This is a genomic window from Bradyrhizobium sp. S3.3.6 (genome assembly GCF_040546905.1).
Lineage (GTDB): Bacteria > Pseudomonadota > Alphaproteobacteria > Rhizobiales > Xanthobacteraceae > Bradyrhizobium > Bradyrhizobium cytisi.
Genome location: NZ_JBEPOT010000003.1, coordinates 572,944 through 593,176 on the forward strand (window position 1 = coordinate 572,944; position 20,233 = coordinate 593,176).

The 20,233-nt window shown below is 64.8% G+C and carries 15 protein-coding genes; 5 read left to right on the forward strand and 10 right to left on the reverse strand.

What is annotated here, in order from left to right:
• The 3 genes from ABID59_RS11560 to ABID59_RS11570 are packed head-to-tail and all read right to left on the reverse strand — an operon-like array spanning nt 1 to nt 3,366.
• The gene (locus tag ABID59_RS11560; RefSeq protein ID WP_354083459.1) at nt 1–948 is read right to left on the reverse strand and encodes a hypothetical protein; all 948 of its coding nucleotides are present in this window, start codon (nt 946–948) and stop codon (nt 1–3) included.
• 37 nt (nt 949–985) lie between these two features.
• Nucleotides 986–2,368, reverse strand: coding sequence for an MBOAT family O-acyltransferase (locus tag ABID59_RS11565; RefSeq protein ID WP_354083460.1), 1,383 nt, complete (start codon nt 2,366–2,368; stop codon nt 986–988).
• Nucleotides 2,369–2,406: 38 nt separating this feature from the next.
• Nucleotides 2,407–3,366, reverse strand: coding sequence for an acyl-CoA desaturase (locus ABID59_RS11570; RefSeq protein WP_354083461.1), 960 nt, complete (start codon nt 3,364–3,366; stop codon nt 2,407–2,409).
• Nucleotides 3,367–3,526: 160 nt separating this feature from the next.
• Between ABID59_RS11570 and ABID59_RS11575 the strand changes: the two genes are divergently transcribed.
• On the forward strand, nt 3,527–4,510 hold the full coding sequence (locus tag ABID59_RS11575; protein WP_354083462.1) for a glycerophosphodiester phosphodiesterase: 984 nt from the start codon (nt 3,527–3,529) through the stop codon (nt 4,508–4,510).
• Nucleotides 4,511–4,519: 9 nt separating this feature from the next.
• Here ABID59_RS11575 and ABID59_RS11580 read toward each other — a convergent pair whose 3' ends face one another.
• Nucleotides 4,520–6,802: a spermidine synthase gene (locus ABID59_RS11580; protein ID WP_354083463.1), complete on the reverse strand. Its 2,283-nt coding sequence runs from the start codon at nt 6,800–6,802 to the stop codon at nt 4,520–4,522.
• A 177-nt stretch (nt 6,803–6,979) separates the two neighbouring features.
• Between ABID59_RS11580 and ABID59_RS11585 the strand changes: the two genes are divergently transcribed.
• Nucleotides 6,980–8,590, forward strand: a complete 1,611-nt coding sequence (locus ABID59_RS11585) for a phytoene desaturase family protein (RefSeq protein ID WP_354083464.1) — start codon at nt 6,980–6,982, stop codon at nt 8,588–8,590.
• Nucleotides 8,591–8,878: 288 nt separating this feature from the next.
• Here ABID59_RS11585 and ABID59_RS11590 read toward each other — a convergent pair whose 3' ends face one another.
• Entirely contained in the window at nt 8,879–9,034 is a 156-nt protein-coding gene (locus ABID59_RS11590; protein ID WP_148754203.1) for a Flp family type IVb pilin, read from the reverse strand.
• A 164-nt stretch (nt 9,035–9,198) separates the two neighbouring features.
• Here ABID59_RS11590 and ABID59_RS11595 point away from each other — a divergent pair, with 164 nt between their 5' ends.
• Nucleotides 9,199–10,086: a 50S ribosomal protein L11 methyltransferase gene (locus tag ABID59_RS11595; protein ID WP_354083465.1), complete on the forward strand. Its 888-nt coding sequence runs from the start codon at nt 9,199–9,201 to the stop codon at nt 10,084–10,086.
• Between the two features lie 26 nt (nt 10,087–10,112).
• Here the strand turns inward: ABID59_RS11595 and ABID59_RS11600 are convergent, their stop codons facing one another.
• Entirely contained in the window at nt 10,113–10,292 is a 180-nt protein-coding gene (locus ABID59_RS11600; protein WP_354083466.1) for a hypothetical protein, read from the reverse strand.
• A 185-nt stretch (nt 10,293–10,477) separates the two neighbouring features.
• On the opposite strand from ABID59_RS11600, the gene ABID59_RS11605 reads away from it, so the two are divergent.
• Nucleotides 10,478–12,304: an aminopeptidase P family protein gene (locus tag ABID59_RS11605; protein ID WP_354083467.1), complete on the forward strand. Its 1,827-nt coding sequence runs from the start codon at nt 10,478–10,480 to the stop codon at nt 12,302–12,304.
• A 284-nt stretch (nt 12,305–12,588) separates the two neighbouring features.
• On the forward strand, nt 12,589–13,869 hold the full coding sequence (locus tag ABID59_RS11610; RefSeq protein WP_148754102.1) for a multidrug effflux MFS transporter: 1,281 nt from the start codon (nt 12,589–12,591) through the stop codon (nt 13,867–13,869).
• Nucleotides 13,870–13,986: 117 nt separating this feature from the next.
• Here ABID59_RS11610 and ligA read toward each other — a convergent pair whose 3' ends face one another.
• From ligA to lpxC, 4 genes are all read right to left on the reverse strand, one after another.
• The gene (gene ligA / locus ABID59_RS11615) at nt 13,987–16,134 is read right to left on the reverse strand and encodes an NAD-dependent DNA ligase LigA (protein WP_354083468.1); all 2,148 of its coding nucleotides are present in this window, start codon (nt 16,132–16,134) and stop codon (nt 13,987–13,989) included.
• A 162-nt stretch (nt 16,135–16,296) separates the two neighbouring features.
• On the reverse strand, nt 16,297–17,970 hold the full coding sequence (gene recN / locus ABID59_RS11620) for a DNA repair protein RecN (protein ID WP_148754100.1): 1,674 nt from the start codon (nt 17,968–17,970) through the stop codon (nt 16,297–16,299).
• Between the two features lie 24 nt (nt 17,971–17,994).
• On the reverse strand, nt 17,995–18,894 hold the full coding sequence (locus tag ABID59_RS11625; protein WP_354083469.1) for an outer membrane protein assembly factor BamD: 900 nt from the start codon (nt 18,892–18,894) through the stop codon (nt 17,995–17,997).
• A gap of 232 nt (nt 18,895–19,126) precedes the next feature.
• A complete protein-coding gene (gene lpxC / locus ABID59_RS11630; protein WP_354083470.1) occupies nt 19,127–20,089 on the reverse strand; it encodes a UDP-3-O-acyl-N-acetylglucosamine deacetylase in 963 nt (320 codons plus the stop codon).
• Between the last annotated feature and the right edge of the window lie 144 nt (nt 20,090–20,233).

The following is a 20,233-nucleotide window of genomic DNA, read 5'->3' on the forward strand; positions in this document are numbered from 1 at the left end:
TCAGAAATCGATCGTCGCGCTCTCGCCATCGCGCAGGCTGGCGATAATGCCTCGCTCGATCCGGCGCGCGAGTTTCGGGCGATAGTGGATGAAGTCGGCAAAGTTGTCGCGATCGCGGGTCAGCGCGTTGTCGACGCGATAGCTGATGAAATTGCTGTGCGGGCGCCCCGCGATGACGGCTTTCAGCGCGGCATCACAGGCGACGCGCTCCAGCGCCACATCCGTGCCGGGCTTCGGCACGGTGGCCGCGAAAGTCGGCGGCACGATGATGACGATCGGCACGTCGGCCGGCAGCTTCCTGACGATCTCTACCAGCGCAGCGATCTCCGGGAATGTCGCCCGCGTCCCGGCGGATGCAGCCGGCGCCGGATCCCTGGGCCAGCCGACCTCCTTGAATTGGCCAGGCGGCCAGATGTCCTCATAGCTGACAAAGCCGTCCGGATTCATCCGCTGCCGCCAGCCGAGTCCAATGCTGAGCCGCTGAAAGGCCTGCTCGATCGCCTGCCAGGAGATCAGCCGCACCGCGTAGGTGACGACACTTCTGTCGTAGAGCCAATAGGGAAACGGAGCGCCCTCCTCCTTCGGCCGCGCATGGACGCACCAGCCGGGATCGGCCGCGAGCACCAGCGCGCCGACCTGCTTGTGATTGCGCAGGAAGAAATCGAGCACCGCGAGCTGCTCGCGCGGAGCCGAGCCGGTGGTGTAGAGCTGCACGAAGCGCAGGCCCGTCGCGCCGGACAATTCCGCCGGCGCGATCAGCTGCGCCGTCGAGTTGCCGAGGATGGCCGCGTTGAAATTCGGATCTCTGGCGCGGCTCGCGGCCGTGATCTGGGTGAGACGATTGTCGACGCCATTGATGCCGAGCAGGCCGAGCTTGCCGCTGTCATAGGGATCGACGACCACCATCAGCGCCAGCACCAGCACGGCCGCGCCGATCAGCGTACCCATGCAGGCTATGATGCCCCTCCCCCAGCCGGGATCGGTCTCAGAACTTGAAGTAGACGAATTCATGGAGATCCCGACCACCCATATGGAGCAGCAAAGCGAAAAGGCAGGTCCCGAGCACGCCCGCAAGCCAGGGACTCGGGCGGCGCGTGAAGAATGCGACGATGTCCTGACTGGCCGGCAACAGGAAGGCGAACAACGGCGCCACGATCAGCGGCCAAAGGTGCTGCCCGCGCGCGAGCGGCAGCGGCTGGGCGAGCCCGGCGAAAACATGCCAGGCGGCCTCGACCGAGCCGGCGCGAAAGATCACGCCGGTTGCCAGCACGAACAGCACGGTGAGAGCCCAGCCGAACCATGACGGGAAGTGCGGGCCATAGCGCCGCCACAACGAGCAGACCACCTGCGCAAGACCGTGCAGCACGCCCCAAAGGACAAAAGCCCAACTCGCGCCATGCCACAAGCCGCACAGCGCCATGGTGATCAGCATTGCGCCGAAGAACTGCACCGGCAGAAAGCGCCGCGGCAGGATGCGCAGATTGACCAGAGGGTAGAAGACATAGTCGCGCAGGAACAGCATCAGCGTGATATGCCAGCGCTGCCAGAAATCCTGGATGTTGGTCGAGCGCAGCGGCGCATTGAAATTGTAGGGCAGCTGCACCCCGAACAGCAGCCCAAGGCCGATCGCGATGTCGGAATAGCCGGAGAAGTCGAACAGGATCTGGAACGAGAAGCAGAAGGCGAGCCAGCCGTCGCCGCTCGCAAGCGGCCCAGCCGTCGCCTGCATGTAGATGGGATCAAGCAGGTGCGCGATGCTGTCGGCGATCACGATCTTCTGGAACAGGCCGAGCGCGATGAAGCAGATCGCGATGCAGAATTGACGCTGCCAGCCCGGCACATAGACCTGCCTGCCGAACTGATGCATCACCTCCGACCAGCGCGCCAGCGGCCCCGCGATCGCCTGCGGAAAGAAGGCGATGTAGAGCGCGTAGCGATCGATCGCGTAGAGCGGCGCCTTGCCGCGCCGGAGATCGACCAGATACATGATGTGATGGAAGGTGAAGAAGGAGATGCCGAGCGGCAACCCGATGTCGAGCGTCGGCAACGTGGCACCCAGCACATGCCCGAGATTGGCGAGGATGAAGTTGGCGTATTTGAACAGCGCGAGCACGCCGATATCAAGCAAGATGACGAGCGTCAGTAACGCCTTCCACTTCACCCGCGCATAGGCGACCGAGGCGAACCAGTTGATGAGGATCGACGCAATCAAGAGCGCGATGAAGGACGGACTGCCCCAGGCGTAGAAGGCCAGCGACAGCGCCACCTGCACGACGATGCGCAAGCGCGGATAGGGATCGAACAGGCGGTAGATCAGCAGTGCCGCCGGCAGGAACACCAGGAGGAAGGGATAGTCGTTGAACAGCATCGGTTCAGCGCTGCGCCGTCATCGCCGGATGCCGATCCTCAGCCCGTTTCCAGATCGGGCGCGGCATCGCCCGGCTGCTGCAGCATGCGCCGGGCGATCTTCTCCTCGCTCGGCACCTTGACATCCCAGGCGAGTCCGAGCGCCTCCAGCGCGCGGATGAAGATGAAGCCGGGATCGAACTCGAACCAGCGCAGGCCGAAGGCCGCCGAATACGGGAACGCGTGGTGGTTGTTGTGCCAGCCCTCGCCCCAGGCGAGCCAGGCCATCACGCCGAGATTGCGGCTGTTATCGTCACGGGTGACGAAGGGCTGCGCGCCAAACGTGTGCATGATGGAGTTGATGGCGGACATGGTCTGCTCGACCACGAACATGCGCACCACGCCGCCCCAGAGCAGGCCCGTCAACACGCCCCACAGGCTCATGGTGGCGAGGCCGCCGATCGCCGCCGGCAGCACCAGGCCGAGCGCGACCCAGCTGTAATAGTAGCTGTTGACGGCAACCAGGGTGCGGTTGGCCATCAGATCCGGCACGTAGTGGGCGACGTTGGGATAGTCGTGCGCGATCATCCAGGTCAAATGCGCGTGCAGGAAGCCGCGCAGGCGGCCCAGCACGCCGCCGCCATGCAGACGCGGCGAATGCAGATCGCCGTCGTGGTCGGACAATTCGTGGTGCCGCCGGTGCATCGCCGCCCAGGACAGCATCGGGCCGCGCCCGGCCATCGATCCCATCACGATCAGGATCGCGCTCACCGCGGTCGAGGTGGCGAAGGCGCGATGGGTGAACAGGCGGTGATAGCCGACGGTCAGCCCAAGCCCGGTGATCAGCCAGAAGCCGAACAACAGGCTGAGCTCAACGATGCCGATCGGACGATAGAAGAGGAGGCTCAGCGCAATCAGCGTACCGACAAAGGGCAAAACGTCGAAAATGATGAAATGCCGCCGCTGCATCTTGTGAAAATGCCGACTGCGAATGATGCGGTGATCGCGTTTCTGATGCACGGTCGGGATTCCAAGGCGAGGTCTATGAGTACATACCGGCAGAGCGGACGCAACCGCAAGCTGCGGCCCCAGGTTTCAACAGGCGCAAAAGGCTGTAAAACAGGCCGGACGCGCTCAGCCGCGTTCAAGCATTGTTGTTTCACTTGCCACCGGAACTGTGATGACGTCACGTACTACGACAATATTGACTTTGCTGTCACTTCTCATTTCGGGAAAGGCCATGGCTTTCGATCTCGAGGCGCATCGCGGCGGGCGGGCGCTGCTGCCGGAGAACACCCTGCCGGCCTTTGCCAATGCCCTCGCGATGGGCGTGGACACGCTGGAACTGGACGTCGGCGTCACCGCCGACGGCGAGGTCGTCGTGTCGCATGAGCGCGGGCTCAATCCCGATCTCGCGCGGGATGCGAATGGCGCCTATGTCACGGCGCCCGGCACGCCTTTCGTGAAACTGCGGTTCGCCGATGCCAGGGCCTACGACGTCGGCCAAATCCGGCCGGACAGCGCCTATGCGAAGCAATTTCCCGACCAGCGCGCCGTGCCGGGGACCCGCATTCCCACGCTGAAGGAGCTGTTCGCGCTGGTGCGCAAATCCGGCAACGAACGCGTGCGCTTCAATATCGAGACCAAGATCGATCCGGATCATCCGGATGAATCGCTTGGCCCACAGGCCTTCGTCGCAAAGCTGCTCGGGGTGATCGCAGACGAGAAATTTTCCGACCGCGTCATGATCCAGTCATTCGACTGGCGGACCCTGCTGCTGGTCCAGCAGCAGGCCCCGACAATTCCGACCGTGTACCTGACGCTCCAGCGCGGCTCGGCACCGACCGTCGTCCTCGACAAGGCCACCAGCTGGACGGCGGGTTACAGCCCGGCCGATCACGGCGGCTCGCTGCCGCGCACGATCAAGGCCGCGGGCGGCGCGGTGTGGTCGCCCTATTTCGGCGACGTGACCGCGGCGCTTGTCACTGAAGCCCAGACTCAGGGATTGCGCGTGGTGGTCTGGACCGTCAACAAGCCCGACGACATGGCGCGTATGATCGAGATCGGCGTCGACGGCATCATCTCCGACCGGCCCGACCTGTTGCGGCAGGTCGCCGGCGAGAAGGGAATTGCGCTGCCTGCGGGAACGCCGGTCGAGCCGTAAGTCCGAGCGTTACTGCTCGCCGTAGCGCAAGCGTCGATACAGCGCGCCCAGGATGTTGGAATAGTCGTCGGTCCAGACCCGCACCTTCTCGTCCGCGTCGGTCTCCTCCCATTGCTTGGAGGACGCCAGCTTGCCGACGTCATCAGCTTCGCGCGCGGAGATGACGACGTCGGTGGAGAAGATGTAGTCGGCGTCACGGCCCGAATCCTCGTCGTAGACCCAGCTCTTCAGATCGTTGGCATCGGCGATCCCGACCACGACGGGCTCGAGATCGAGGTGCCGGTTGGAGACGTGCATCACCACGGCGCCGTGCGGGGCGAGCTTGTCCTTGTAGATCTTCATCGCCTCCTCGGTCGCGAGATGGATCGGGATCGCATCCGACGAATAGGCATCGACGATGATGAGGTCGTAGACACCGTCGGGCTCCCTGGCGAAGGTGAGACGCGCATCCCCAATCACCGGCTTCAGGTTCGGCAGGCAGCTCGAGATGTAGCGGAAATTTTTGGGGTCACGCGCGGCATCGACCATGGACTGGTCGATCTCGAAAAATTTCCAGTCCTCGCCGGGCTCCGCGGCGCAGGCGAGCGTGCCCGATCCGACACCGATCGCCGCGACCTTCAACGGCGCGCCCTTGCGCTCGCGCATCGCGGTGACGGCCTGACCGATGCCGCCATCCTTATGATAATAGGTGATCGGCTCGGGCCGGCCGGTGACGGGCGTGCCGTCATTGTTGCGGAAGCGCTCGGCGCCGTGAATCGTGGTGCCGTGCATCAGCACGTGGAAATAGCCGCCCGGCGTCACCACGATCTTGTGCACGCCGAAGAAGCTGCGCACCGTGGTGACGCGGCCCTCGTCGGCCGGATAGATCCGCATCAGGGCCAGCGCCAGCGCGACTGTTGCAAAGATCTTCCAGCGATCCGCATTGAGCGCCAGCGCCAGAAGCGCTGCGAGCACGCCGACGGCGCCGGCGACCCAGACGCGGTGATCCTCGAACCAGGTCGAAAGATCCCCTGTCATGTACGTCGGTGCAACCAGCGCCGCCGCGAGAACGGCAAGCGCCAGCCAGTACCATCTCACGACGCCCGCAAGACGCTCGCTCGCCGACGGCCGGCAGAGCGCGGCGAGCGCGACCAGGATCGGATACTCGGCGATCCATGAGAAGGTGAATGGCGCAACGAGGCCTGCAAAGAGACCGCCGACCATGCCGCCGAACGACAGAGCGACATAGAATCCGGTGAGATATTTGGCTGCGGGCCGGGTCCGCGCCAGTTCGCCGTGGCAGGCCATGGCGATGACGAAGAAGCACAATTGATGGCCGCCGAGCGTGAGCAGCAAATTCTGCTCGCCGCCGAAGGCGAGCAAAAAGATGACGCCCGCGATCGCGACCGGCTGGAGCATCAGCATCCATTTGTGCGGCAACAGCGGCCGCGACTGGAACACTAGCACCCAGGTCAGCAGATATAGCGACAGTGGCAGCACCCACAGCAGCGGCGCCGCCGCGACGTCGGTCGAGATATGCGCGGTGACTGCGATGAGCAGCCCTGACGGCACCGCGGCGAGGAAGATCCAGCGCAGCCGCGTCGCCAGCGTCGGCGCCGGCGCGTTTGCGTCCTCGGTGCGCGCGTCGGCCACCGTGAGCTTCGGCGAGCGCAGCAACAGCACGCCACAGGCCGCAATCAGAAGAATTAAGACGCCATAGCCGCCGGTCCAGAGCCCGTTCTGCGTGTGGAGCGTGTACATCGGCTCCAGCAGGAACGGATAGGACAACAGCGCGAGGAAGCTGCCGATGTTGGAGGAGGCATAGAGGAAATAGGGATCGCGGCCATCAGGATGGCCGGTGCGGACGAACCAGGCCTGCAGCAGCGGGTTGTTGGCGGCAAGCGCGAAGAACGGCAGGCCGATCGACATCACGAACAGTCCGAGCAGCCAGAATGCGTAACCGGACGCTGGTGGCTCGCCATAAGCAGTGGCAATCCCGAGCGGCAGCGTGACGAAGGCCGCGATCAGCAGCACGAGATGCACAACCACCGGAACCACGCGATTCCTGATCTGCATGAGGAGATGCGCATAGGCGTAGCCCGCCAGCAGCAGCGACTGGAAGAACACCATCGCCACCGACCACACCGCCGGCGAGCCGCCGAGCCGCGGCAGCACCATTTTCGTGAACAGCGGCTGCACCGAGAACAGCAGCAGCGCGCTGACGAAGATCGCGGCGGTATAGACCGTCAGCAGCAGCCGGTTGCGCGACGTGGACGGCTGCTCCGTGGCGGCGGGTTGCACGATCGAATCCATGGAAGCTCCGGCTTACCCCCGGCGGCCGCCGGGCGCGCGCAATGGAGCACACCGCGCCTGAACGGGCAATAAATGGTCTCGTGATGTTGCATCAGGAAATGCCTGATATACAGCTGTTATTCCGGGCGCGGTCCTCTGGACCATCTGGAATGACCGTGGAACATTCTGAAATCAATCATGAGCGAAACCGACGTCGTCATCATCGGCGCTGGCCATAACGGCCTCACCTGCGCAGCCTATCTCGCGATGGCGGGCTTGCGCGTGCATGTGGTCGAACGCCGCAAGGTGGTCGGTGGGGCGGCGGTCACGGAGGAGTTTCATCCGGGCTTCCGCAATTCGGTCGCGGCCTACACCGTGAGCCTGCTCAACCCGAAGGTCGTCCGCGATCTGGGCCTTACCGAGCAGGGCCTGCGCGTCGTCGAACGGCGCGCCCAGAATTTTCTGCCCGCGCCTGACGGCAACTATCTCCTCACCGGCGAGGGGCGGACGAAGGCCTCCGTCGCGCGGCTCAGTGCGCGCGATGCCGATGCGCTCGACGGGTTTTCGCGCGAGCTCGAGGACATCGCCGACGTGCTGCGGCAGTTCGTGCTGCGGGCGCCGCCGAACCTGCTCGGCAGCTTTGGCATTGGCGCGATCCGCGAGGCCGCGAACGCGTTGAGTACGGCCAACATCCTGCGCGGCCTGACGCTGGAGCAAAGCCGCAGCCTGCTCGATCTCTTCACCCGTTCCGCCGGCGAGATGCTGGACGAGCGGTTCGAGCACGATCTGGTCAAGGCGCTGTTCGGCTTCGACGCCATCGTCGGCAATTATGCGAGCCCCTACGCCGCCGGCTCGGCCTATGTGATGCTGCATCATGCCTTTGGCGAGGTGAACGGCAAGAAGGGCGTCTGGGGCCACGCCATCGGCGGCATGGGCGCGATCACGCAGGCGATGGCGCGCGCTGCGCGCGGGCGCGGCGTCACGATCGACACCGATGCCGGCGTGCGCGAGGTGATCGTCGAGCGCGACCGCGCCGTCGGCGTGGTGCTGGAGAATGGAACGACGATCCGCGCCAGATATGTCGCGGCCAACGTCAATCCAAAGCTGCTCTATACCCGGCTGGTCGCGGCCGATGCCCTTCCGTCCGATTTCCTCGCCCGCATCCGTCACTGGAAGAACGGCTCCGGCACCTTCCGCATGAACGTGGCACTGGATCGCCTGCCCTCTTTCACCGCGTTGCGTGGCGATGGCGATCATCTCACCTCCGGCATCATCCTGGCGCCTGATCTCGGCTATATGGACCGCGCGTATCTCGATGCACGGGCGCAGGGCTGGAGCCGGCAGCCGATCGTCGAGATGCTGATCCCCTCGACGCTCGACGACACGCTCGCGCCCGCGGGACAACACGTCGCGAGCTTGTTCTGCCAGCACGTCGCGCCGGAGCTGCCGGACGGCAAGTCCTGGGACGACCACCGCGAGGAGGTCGCCGATCTCATGATCGCGACGGTGGACAGCTACGCGCCGGGCTTTGGAACAAGCGTGCTCGGGCGCCAGATCCTCTCCCCGCTCGATCTCGAACGGCAGTTCGGGCTCCTCGGCGGCGACATCTTCCACGGAGCACTGACCTTGAACCAGCTGTTCTCGGCGCGGCCGATGCTGGGCCATGCCGATTATCGCGGACCCCTGAAGGGCCTCTATCACTGCGGCTCCGGCGCCCATCCCGGCGGCGGCGTCACCGGCGCGCCAGGCCACAACGCGGCGCAGGCGATCTTGCGGGATCACCGCGGCCTGTTCGCAAACCGTGGATAAGTCTGTGGACGGGCTGTGGACAGGCCTGTTGGCAGAGCTGTGGTGAAGCCGCGGAAACCTGGCCGGGCGGCTTGGTACGGGCCGGGATCAAGCTGTGGAGAAGGGGTTGATAAGCCGCGTATAAGCCGGCGGGTCGCGACCTGATCCATGAGCGGACAACCTGTGGAGCTCCTACCGAAACGAGCTCAAAAACGACTTCACCCGCCAGGAGCAATTCCCCCCAGCGGGCGGTCGTCGAAAAAGCCATCTATGAAGAAAGCGGCCCCGCTGGGAAATCGGAGGCAGAAATTACTTCAAGGAGCTGCTAATCGAACCGAACTTGTCGTTCATGGTGGTGCCCAGGCTGTTAACCACGGTGATGATCGCCAGTGCGATACCGGCTGCGATCAGGCCGTATTCGATCGCAGTCGCACCGGATTCATCGGACCAGAACTTCGAAACCATGCGCTTCAAGATTCGCCTCCATTTCCATCTCAAGGTGTGTTGGTTGGGTCTAACATCCGGGAAAGTACGGTCCACAACCTACGGCGGGGTTAATCTGGGAACTGCAAGTTACGCGGAAAATTGTGACTAAAAGTTCCAAAAATTGAAGCGGACGGACCCCTAGAATGCAGCCTTCCCCTACCCATCGCGCCAATTTTTCGCTTCCCAACGAGGCTGCCGCCAGGCGTGTCGTCGACGTGCTCACGGAGGTCTTTTTCGAGGGCGATGCGGCGGTCGCCGCCTTCGAGCGGCCCGACGGACAATGGGACGTCACGCTGCATTTTGCCGAGGCGCCGGATCAGGAATTGCTCCGCGAACTCGTTGCAACTTCAGCAGGAAATGATATCGCCGCCACGCTTGTCTTCGACACGATCGAGGCCAAGGACTGGGTCAAGGCGAGCCTGGAGGATCTCGTCCCGGTGCCGGCCGGACGATTCGTCGTCCATGGCAGCCACGACCGCGACCGCGTGGCGCCAAACAAGCTCGCCATCGAGATCGAGGCGGCGCTCGCGTTCGGAACCGGCCATCACGGCACCACGCGTGGCTGTTTACTTCTGCTTGACCATGTCCTGAAACACGCACGGCCGAAGCGCGTACTCGACCTCGGCACCGGCACTGGCGTGTTGGGGATCGCGGCAGCCAAAGCGCTGCATCGCGCGGTGCTGGCCTCCGACATCGACCCGCCTTCCGTGCGGGTCGCGGCCGAGAACGCGGCCCTGAACGAAGCTGGTCAATACGTGCGGGTGATCCGGGCCACCGGCTTCGCTGCGCCGGACTTTGCCAAAAGCGGCCCGTTCGACCTGGTGCTGGCCAACATCCTTGCCAATCCGTTACGCCAACTGGCAGGTCCGATGGTCCGACATCTTGCGCCCCGCGCCCGTGTCATTCTCTCCGGCCTGCTGACCCACCAAGCCCCCGCCGTGATCGCCGCCTATCGCGCGCGCGGCCTCGTGCCGTTGCGGCATCTGCGGATCGAGGGGTGGAGCAGCTTGTTGCTGCGGAAGATGGGGTAAGCTGCGTCCGCGGAAGGAAGGCCGCTTTACTCCGCCGGCTTGTCGTCCCGGCGCATCGCGCGCTCATCCTGCAACACCCGCTTGGCGCGCCGCTCGGCGACGCGATCCATCATCTGGCTGATGAGGCCGCGCGGCTTCGGCGGTGTCGTTGCTGCGGGTGCGCGGCGCACCGGCGGCGAAATCTTCTCAAACGTGAACGCTGGCATCGTGTGTCCCCTCGCCGTTGAGATGAACCACTTGCTCGAATTTCCCTGTTATTCGGACGAAGCGCAACTGCTGCATCCTTTACTCCACTCAATTCGAATGGAACTATTTCAAGCACGGTCCATGCCAGATGCGACCTCAAATGCGTCTACATTGCGGACTGATCCTCATGATCCTAAACTGAGCCATGTTCGAAGCACACTTTCAGACGTTCGAGGAGCCCGAAGCCGGCGTCGCACTGGCGGCGCGGCTCGCCGCACTCCGTGAAGAGCTCGCCCGCCGCAAGCTGACCGGCTTCGTCATTCCGCGCGCCGATCAGCAGCAGAATGAGTATGTGGCCCCCTCCGAAGAGCGGCTCGCCTGGGTAACCGGCTTTACCGGCTCGGCCGGGCTCGCCGTGGTGCTGAGCCAGGAAGCTGCATTGTTCGTCGATGGCCGTTACACGATCCAGGCGGCCAAGCAGATCGACGCCAAGGCGTGGGCGGTGGAGTCGCTGATCGATCCGCCGCCGGAGAGCTGGGTCGCGGCGCATCTCAAATCCGGCGATCGCCTGGGATTTGATCCGTGGCTGCACACTTTTGCGGCAACCGAGCGTCTCTCGGCCGCCTGTGCGAAGGCCGGTGCCGAACTGGTGGCGGTCGACAGCAATCCGGTCGACGCGGTCTGGCAGGATCGGCCGCAGCCGCCCGTCGCGCCGGTCGCGATCCACGGCCTGCAATATGCCGGTGTCGCCGAGGCCGAGAAGCTGGCCCAGATCAAGAGCGAGATCGAGAAATTGGGGGCCGACGCGCTGGTGCTGTCGGATAGCCACGCGGTCGCCTGGACCTTCAACATCCGCGGCGCCGACGTCGCGCATACGCCGCTGCCGCTGTCCTACGCGCTGGTGCCCAAGGTCGGCCGGCCAACCGTCTTCATCGACCACCGCAAGCTCTCCAACCTCTCGCGCGACCATCTCGAGCAGTCGGCCGATGTGCGCGAGCCCGATGCGCTGACGCCGACGCTGATGGCGCTCGCCAAGAGCGGCGCTGCGATTGCGCTCGACAACGCCACCGCGGCCGACGCGCTGAGCCGGTTGATCTCGGGCGGCGGCGGCAAGCCGGTGCGCGGCAGCGATCCGATTGCGCTGCTGAAGGCCGTGAAGAACGCGACCGAGATCAAGGGGACGCAGACGGCGCACCGGCGCGACGCAATTGCACTGGCGCGTTTCCTCGCCTTCATCGATCGCGAGGCAGGAAGCGGCAAGCTCACCGAGATCGATGCGGTCGAGGCGCTGGAGACGTTCCGCCGCGACACCGGTGCGCTGAAGGACGTATCGTTCCCGACCATATCCGGCACCGGTCCGAACGGCGCCATCGTGCACTACCGCGTCACCCGCAAGAGCAACCGGCGGATCGCCCGCGGCGACCTGCTGCTGATCGATTCCGGCGCGCAGTATGAAGACGGCACCACCGACGTCACCCGCACCATGGCGGTGGGGGAGCCCACCGAGGAGATGCGCGACCGCTTCACCCGCGTGCTCCGCGGCCATATCGCGATCGCGCGTGCGGTGTTTCCCGACGGCACCACCGGCGCGCAGCTCGACACGCTGGCGCGGCAATATCTCTGGGCCGCCGGCGTCGATTTCGAGCACGGCACCGGCCACGGCGTCGGCAGCTATCTCAGTGTGCACGAAGGCCCGGCGCGGATCTCGAAGCTCGGCACCACGCCGCTGAAACGCGGCATGATCCTCTCCAACGAGCCCGGCTATTACAAGACCGACGGTTTTGGCATCCGCATCGAGAACCTTGAGCTGGTGGTCGCCGCCGACATCGAGGGTGCTGAGAAATCGATGAATGCGTTCGAGACGCTGACGCTGGCGCCGATCGACCGCCGGCTCATCGACGCGGCGATGCTGAGCAAGGAAGAGCTCGCCTGGCTCAATGCCTACCACGCGCGCGTCCGCGCCGAGGTGGGGCCGGCGCTGGACGAGGTGACGAAGGCGTGGCTCGATCAGGCCACGGTCGAGCTGACGTAGCGCCGCGCATAGCGCTACGCGATTTGCGCAACTCTCATCCTACGAGAAGTGTCATGCCCCGCGCAGGCGGGGCATCCAGTATTCCAGAGGCAGTAAACGCCTGCGGAAAAGCCGCGGGGTACTGGATTCCCCGCCTTCGCGGGGAATGACAGCGGAGGCCGGGGCGGTCATTCGCACCGTCGGCATAACCGTCCCGGAATCCGTATAGCGGCATTCCGAAACGCCGATATCCGTCTTGTGCAAGCACGCTACAGTCCGATTCGAAATTCGAAAGACGGACGCACATGCACGGCATGATCAGCAGACCGCCGGAGGCGGCGACGAAGAACATCGCGACGTCGCGCGTGGTGTTGCTGCTGCTGGTCGTCATGACCGGGATCGCGCCGATCTCGCTCTACATCCTGGTGCCGGCGCTGCCCGTGCTGGCGACGAATTTCGGCCGCGACATCTCGATCGCGCAGATGACGGTGTCGCTCTACATGGTCGGCATCGCGCTGTCGCAGCTGATCATGGGGCCGCTGTCGGATAGGTTCGGCCGCCGTCCGGTACTGCTTGGCGGCCTCGCGTTGATGGTCGCGGCCAGCGTCGCCTGCATCTTTGCCGAAACCCTGCCGCAGCTGATCGCAGCACGCTTCTTCCAGGCGCTCGGCGGCGCCTCGGGCATGGTGGTCAGCCGGGCCATCATCCGCGACATCTACGAGCGCGACCGTGTCGCCTCCATGATCAGCCTCGTGATCGCCGCCCTGATGATCGGCCAGATGGTCTCACCGCTCACCGGCGGCCTGATCGAGACCGCGTTTGGCTGGCGGGCGATCTTCTACGCCGTCACGATCGGCGCGCTTGCAGTCGCCGTCGGCATCGCCATCGCGTTGCCTGAGACGCGCCGCGACCGCGCGATCGGCAGTGGCGGCTTTCGCAGCGACGTCGGCACCCTGATCAAGAGCCGGGCCTTCATCGGCTATGTGATGTGCCAGGTGCTGGCGTCGCAGATCATCTTCACCTTCGCCGGCGGGGGCCCCTACATCGTCGTGACGCAGATGGGCCGGACCAGTGCCGAATACGGCGCGTGGTTCGCCACAACGGGATTTGCGTATCTGGTCGGCAACCTGCTTTGCGTGCGCTTTGCGCCGCGGCACTCGCTGGAGAAGCTGATCTGGTTCGGGCTCGGCCTGCAACTCTGCGGCAGCCTGTTGAACCTGCTCTGGAGCTTTACCGGCTGGAACGAGGCGCCGGCCTGGCTGTTCGGCACGCAGATGATCGTGATGGTCGGCAACGCCTTCGTGATGGCGAACTCCGCCGCCGGTGCGATCAGCATCCGTCCCGAAGCCGCCGGTACCGCGTCAGGCGCGATGGGCTTTCTCCAGCAAGGGATCGGCGCGCTGATGTCGCAATTCGGCGCCTATCTCGGCGGCCACTCCGCAACGACGCTGCCGCTGACCTCGGCCGTGCTCGCCGTCTCGCTGCTCTGCGCCTGCATGATGATCTTCGTCGTCCCCCGCCGCGAACTGATGGTGAGCGAGGAATTGATCGAGCAGGCGGAGGGGGAAGAGAGCGTGATGATGTGAGGCGCGGTACGCCCTCTCCTCGTCATTGCGAGCGAAGCGAAGCAATCCAGACTGTCACAGCAGATGCAGTCTGGATTGCTTCGTCGCAAGGGCTCCTCGCAATGACGAGGAGAGACCTCACTCTCCGATCAGCTTGAGCCACTCGTCCTCGGTCAGTACCTTGACGCCGTGCTTGTTAGCCTCTGCGAGCTTCGAGCCCGCGCCGGGGCCGGCGACGACGAGATCGGTCTTCTTCGACACCGAGCCCGAGACCTTGGCGCCCAATCGCTCCGCGGTCGCCTTGGCTTCGTCGCGCGTCATCTTCTCCAGGGAGCCGGTGAACACCACGGTCTTGCCGGCGACCGCGGAGTTGCTCTTCGGCCTCTCCGCGTCGACGATCTCGACCTCCTTGGTCAGCCGCTCGACAATGCCGCGATTGTGACTCTCGCCGAAATAATCGGCGATGCTCTTGATCACGGTGTGGCCGATCTGGTCGAGCGCATCCATCTCCGCCATCGCCTCCTCGTCGCCCTTGGCGACCTTGAGGCAGGCATCGTGAAAGGCCTCCCAGGAGCCGTAGCCGCGCGCGAGCGCCAAGGCGGTTGTCTCACCGACATGGCGCATGCCGAGCGCATAGACGAAGCGCTCCAGCGCGATCTTGCGCCGGCTCTCGATGGCACCGAACAGATTGCGGACCGAGGTCACGCCGTAGCCCTCGATCTCCTCGAGCTTGAGCTTCGCATTGCGCTTCTCCAGCGTGAAGATGTCGGAGGGCTCCTTCACCCATCCTTCATCGAAGAAATGCTGCAGCTGCTTCTCGCCGAGACCGTCGATGTCGAAGGCGCGCCGCGACACGAACAGCTTGAGATGCTCGATCTTCTGATAGGGGCAGGCAAACTCGCCGGTGCAGCGGGCGCGGGATTCCTCTTCGCCGGCGGCCGTCTCCCCGCGCACGACGTCGGTATGCAGCGGACACGGGCACTTCTTCGGGAAGTGGTATTCCCTGGCGCTCTTCGGGCGCTTGTCGAGGACGACGTCGACGATCTGCGGGATCACGTCGCCGGCGCGCTGGACTACGACGGTATCACCGATCCGGATGTCGCGCCCCTCGCGCAGCACCTCGCCCTTGTTGCCGATGCCCCTGATGTAGTCCTCGTTGTGCAGCGTGACGTTCTGCACGATCACGCCGCCGACGCCGACCGGCTCGAGCTTGCCGACCGGCGTGAACGAGCCGGTACGGCCGACTTGGATCTCGATGTCGCGCAGCACCGTCACGGCTCGTTCGGCCGGGAATTTGTGCGCGATGCCCCAACGCGGCGTGCGCGAGACGAAACCGAGCCGCTCCTGCCAATCGATGCGATCGACCTTGTAGACGACGCCGTCGATATCGTAGTCGAGCTCGGCGCGTTCTTCCTCGATGCTCTGATGGAACGCGATCAGTTCCTCGACCGAGTGGCATAGCTTGGTCAGCGGATTGGTCTTGAAGCCGCAGCGCTCGAACCAGTGGATCATGCCGCTCTGCGTGTCCTCGGGCATCGCGCTCATCTCGCCCCAGGCATAGGCGAAGAAGCCGAGCGGGCGCGATGCGGTGATGGTCGGATCCTTCTGCCGCAGGGAGCCCGCGGCCGAATTACGCGGGTTGGCGAAGATGGTATCGCCAGCCGCCTTCTGCCGCTCGTTGAGCGCGAGAAAGGCCTTCTTGGTCATGTAGACCTCGCCGCGGACCTCGCAGATATCGGGAATGTTGCGGCCCTTCAGCTTCTGCGGCACGTCTTCGAGCGTGCGGATGTTGGCCGTGACATCCTCGCCGATTGCGCCGTCGCCGCGCGTCGCCGCGGTGACGAGCTCGCCGCCCTCGTAGCGCAGCGACATCGACAGGCCGTCGATCTTCGGCTCGGCCGAGAAATTGACCTTGTCGTCGTCGAGCTTGAGGAAGCGCACGATGCGGCCGACGAAGTCGCGGACGTCCTCCTCGGCAAAGGCGTTGTCGAGCGAAAGCATGGGAACGGAATGCCGGACTTTCCTGAAGCGCCCGGATGGCGCCGCGCCGACCTTCTGTGAGGGCGAATCGCCACTGACGAATTCCGGAAAGCGTTTTTCGATCGCATCGAGGCGCTGGCGCAGGGCGTCATACTCTGCGTCGGTCACGGTCGGCGCGTCGTCCTGGTAGTAGCGCTCGTTGTGTCCCTCGATCTCGAGCGACAGCCGCATGTGCTCGACCTTGGCCTGCGCCTTGGTGAGGTCGGCGACGTCACGAAGCGTCTTGGATTTTGCTGCTCTTGCCATGGTGCTTGGATACGACGGAGCGGGCGGGAGGGTAAAGGCGGGCGGAGGTCTTGTTCCCCGGACGCAATGCAGCGCTTCTTCAGCGGTGCATTGCAGAGCCGGGGCCCACGGGGGCGGCATTCCGGGTCCCGGCTCGCGCTTCGCGCGTCCGGGACAAAAAAATCAGGCCGTCGCTGCCTTGAGCAGCCGGTCCGCGGCAGCCCTCGCCTCGGCCGTGATTTCGGCGCCGGCGAGCATGCGGGCGATTTCCTCGCGGCGGTGGTCGGCGGCGAGTGCGTTGACGCGGGTGGCGACGCGCTTGCCCTTGTCCAACGCATCCTTGGAAATCAGCAGATGCTGGTCGGCGCGCGCCGCAACCTGCGGGGCATGGGTCACGGCCATCACCTGAACCTTGCCGGCAAGCCGCGCCAGCCGTCCGCCGATGGCATCCGCGACCGCGCCGCCAACGCCGGTGTCGATCTCGTCGAACACCAGGGTCGGCGCCGAGCCGCGATCGGACAGCACGACCTTGAGCGCCAAGAGGAAGCGCGAGAGCTCGCCGCCGGAGGCGACCTTCATCATCGGCCCCGGCCTGGTGCCCGGATTGGTCTGCACCCAGAACTCGACCCGATCGAAGCCTTGCGGCCCCGGCGCGGCCTCGTCGGTGGCGACTTGCGTCATGAATTTCGCGCGTTCGAGCTTGAGCGGCGCGAGCTCGGCATTGACGGCCTTGTTGAGCTTCTCGGCCGATTTCTGCCGCGCTGCCGAGAGCTTTTTCGCAGCCGCCGCATAGCGTGCATCGGCCTCGATCGCGGCCTGCTCCAGCTTCTTCAAGCGCGAGGCGCCGGCATCGATCAGCACGACGTCGGCGGCGTATTTGGCGGCAAGTGCCGCCAGGCCATCGACCGGCGTCGAATATTTGCGCGAGGCGGCGCGCAGAGCGAACAACCGCTCCTCGATGCGTTCGAGCTCGGCCGGATCGAAGTCGGTCGCGGCAAGTGCGGCCTGGAGATGCTGGTCGGCCTCCTCCAGCGCGTTGATCGCGATGTCGATTGCCTTCACCGCGGGCTCGACCAGAGCCGGCGAATTGACACCGCGGCGTTCCAGCCGGCGCACGGCGGTCGAAAGGGCGGCAACCGGCGAATGATGGCCGCCGACGACCTCCTGCGCCTCGCGCAAATCGGAGGCGATTTTCTCGCCCTGCATCATGGTGGTGCGGCGCGAGGCGAGCGAGGTCTCCTCGCCGTCCTTCGGCGCGAGCCGCTTCAGCTCGTCGGAGGCGTGGCGCAGATAGTCGGCCTCGCGCGCGGCGCGCTCCATGCCGGCGCGGTGCTCTTCCAGCTCGGTGTTGGCGGTGCGGCGCGCGTCCCAGAGGGCTTCGACGGCCGCGACATCCTTTTCGAGGCCGGCAAAGGCATCAAGCAGGCGGCGATGGGTGGCGGCATCGACCAGCGCGCGCTCGTCATGCTGGCCGTGGATCTCGACCAGCGCGGCGCCGACCGCCTTCAGGGTCTGCACGCTGATCGCCTGATCGTTGATGAAAGCGCGGGTGCGGCCGTCGGCGAGCTGCACGCGGCGGAGAATCATCTCGCCGGTATCGTCGAGCCCGTTCTCGGCGAGGATTTTCGTCGAGGGATGATTCTTCGGGATATCGAAGACGGCCGTAACCTGCCCCTGCTCCGCGCCATGGCGCACGAGGCCGGCGTCGCCGCGGCCGCCGAGCGCCAGCGCAAAGGCATCGAGCAGGATGGATTTGCCCGCACCGGTCTCGCCGGTCAAAACCGCAAGTCCGGTGGCGAATTCGATATCGAGCCGTTCGATCAGGACGATGTCACGGATCGACAGACGCGCCAGCATGGAACCAGATTTCCTAGCCGAGACCTAGAGGCCTATCCCCTTGAAGGTCCGGCTGATCCAGGACCCCTGATTCTCGCTCGGCTCGAGACCGCCGGATTTTACAAGATTATAGGCGTCCTTGTACCATCGGCTGTCGGGAAAATTATGCCCGAGCACGGCGGCGGCGGTCTGGGCCTCGCCGACGATGCCGATCGACATGTATGCCTCGGTGAGGCGGTAGAGTGCCTCCTCGACGTGGCGCGTGGTCTGGTACTGCGTCACCACGGCCTTGTAGCGGTTGATCGCCGCCGTGTAGTCGCGCTTCTGCATGTAGTAGCGGCCGACATTCATTTCCTTGCCGGCGAGCTGATCGCGCGCGCCCTCGATCTTGGCCTTGGCGGAGGTCGCATATTCCGACGTCGGATATTTGCGCACCACCTCTTCCAGCGAGGCGATCGCCTTCTCGGTGCGGGCCTGGTCGCGGCTGATGTCCGGGATCTGATCGTAATGCGAGGCGGCAATCAGATACTGCGCATAAGCGGCGTCCGGGCTGCCGGGATGCAGGGTGACGTAGCGGGTGGCAGCGCCGATGCAGCTGTCATAGTCGCCGCCCTGGTAGGACGCGTAAGCCGACATCAGCAGCGATTTGCGCGCCCAGTCGGAATAGGGATGCTGGCGGTCGACCTCTTCGAACTTCTTGTTCGCCGCCTTCATGTCCTTCTTTTCGTTCATGAGGTACAAGCCCTCATTGTAGATCTTGTCGGCAGGCTCCTCGACGAAGGTATCGTCCTTGGCGGTGAACTTGTCCCAGAGCGAGCCGGTGCCGCAGCCGGCCAGCGGCAAGGCGAGCAGAAAGAGGGTCGCGGCCTGAAGCAGCCGACGAATCCCGGTCGGAGCTTTTGGAGAGGCCAAGAGATATCCGCGCGTCATACGCTGTGCCGACATGAATTTAAGACCTGACGCCCTGTGATGCGGTGCCCGCCAGCCCATGATCCCCGTCACGGGCGCGAAATGTGACCGTGGTGCCTGCCATGCGACCACGTCGGTGTAACCGAAAAACGATTGTTAACCTATCGGATAGGCAGGCATTCCGCCCGGATTAAGGCGAAAACGCCGCAATGCTAGCCGATCATGGTTACCAGGAGTTTCCCAGATAAAACGCCAGTCGCAGCAGGCTTCAGGACACGTCCGGCCCATAGGCCGCAGCGATCCGGCCGCCAACAATACCGCTGCCGACTTCAACCACAGGACGCGTGGTGCGGCGGGCCGCTTCGCCCTCGACCACCCGCCAGGCGGTACGGTCGGCGAGCAATGCGGTCAGGACGGCGTGGTTGAGCTTGTGACCGCCACGCACCGAGCGATAGGCGCCAAGCAGCGGCAGGCCGGCCAGCGCGAGATCGCCGATCACGTCCAGCACCTTGTGGCGGGCGCATTCGTCGGCGTAGCGCAGGCCCTCGGTGTTGAGCAGCCGCTCGTCGTCGAACACGACGGTATTTTCAAAGGAGGCGCCGAGCGCATAGCCCGCGCTCCAGAGCCGGGCAACATCACCCATCAGACCGAAGGTCCGGGCACGGCCGACTTCGCGGCGGAAGCGCTCGGGGCTCACGTCGAAGCCACAGCTCTGCCGGCCGATGACGGGATTGGTGAAGTCGATCTCCACCTCGGCGCGGAAGCCGTTGGCGTAGGGCCGAATCTCGCCGAAGGCGTCGCCGATCTTGACCGAGACCGGCTTCAAAACCTGGATGAACCGGCGCTGCGCCGGCTGGTTGACGATACCGGCCTGATCGATCGCCGCGATGAACGCAGCGGCGCTGCCGTCCATGATCGGCACCTCGGGACCGTCGACCTCTATGGTGGCGTTGTCGACACCCATGCCCCGCAGCGCAGCCAGCACGTGCTCCGCGGTAGAAACCAGCGGACCGCTGCGATCGCCGAGGACGGTCGCGAAGTCGGTCGCGATCACCTGCTCGGCGGTCGCCTGGATCTCGCGGTCACGTCCGTCGAGTCCGGTGCGGACAAAAATAAAGCCTGCATCGACAGGTGCAGGTCCGAGCGTAAGGGTGACTGGAAGACCGGAATGAACGCCGACGCCGGCCACACTGGCTTGTGCGCGAAGCGTTGTTTGCCGGCTAAATTTCATCAGGAACCGCCCCACTACGACCCATTGCGACTTATACTAAACCCGACTGATCGATCGAGATCGACCGTCCGAATCTCCGTATCCCCAAGTCACGCCGAACCATAGTCACTGCCTTAAACAGCGCCAACTCACGCTTTTTTACCG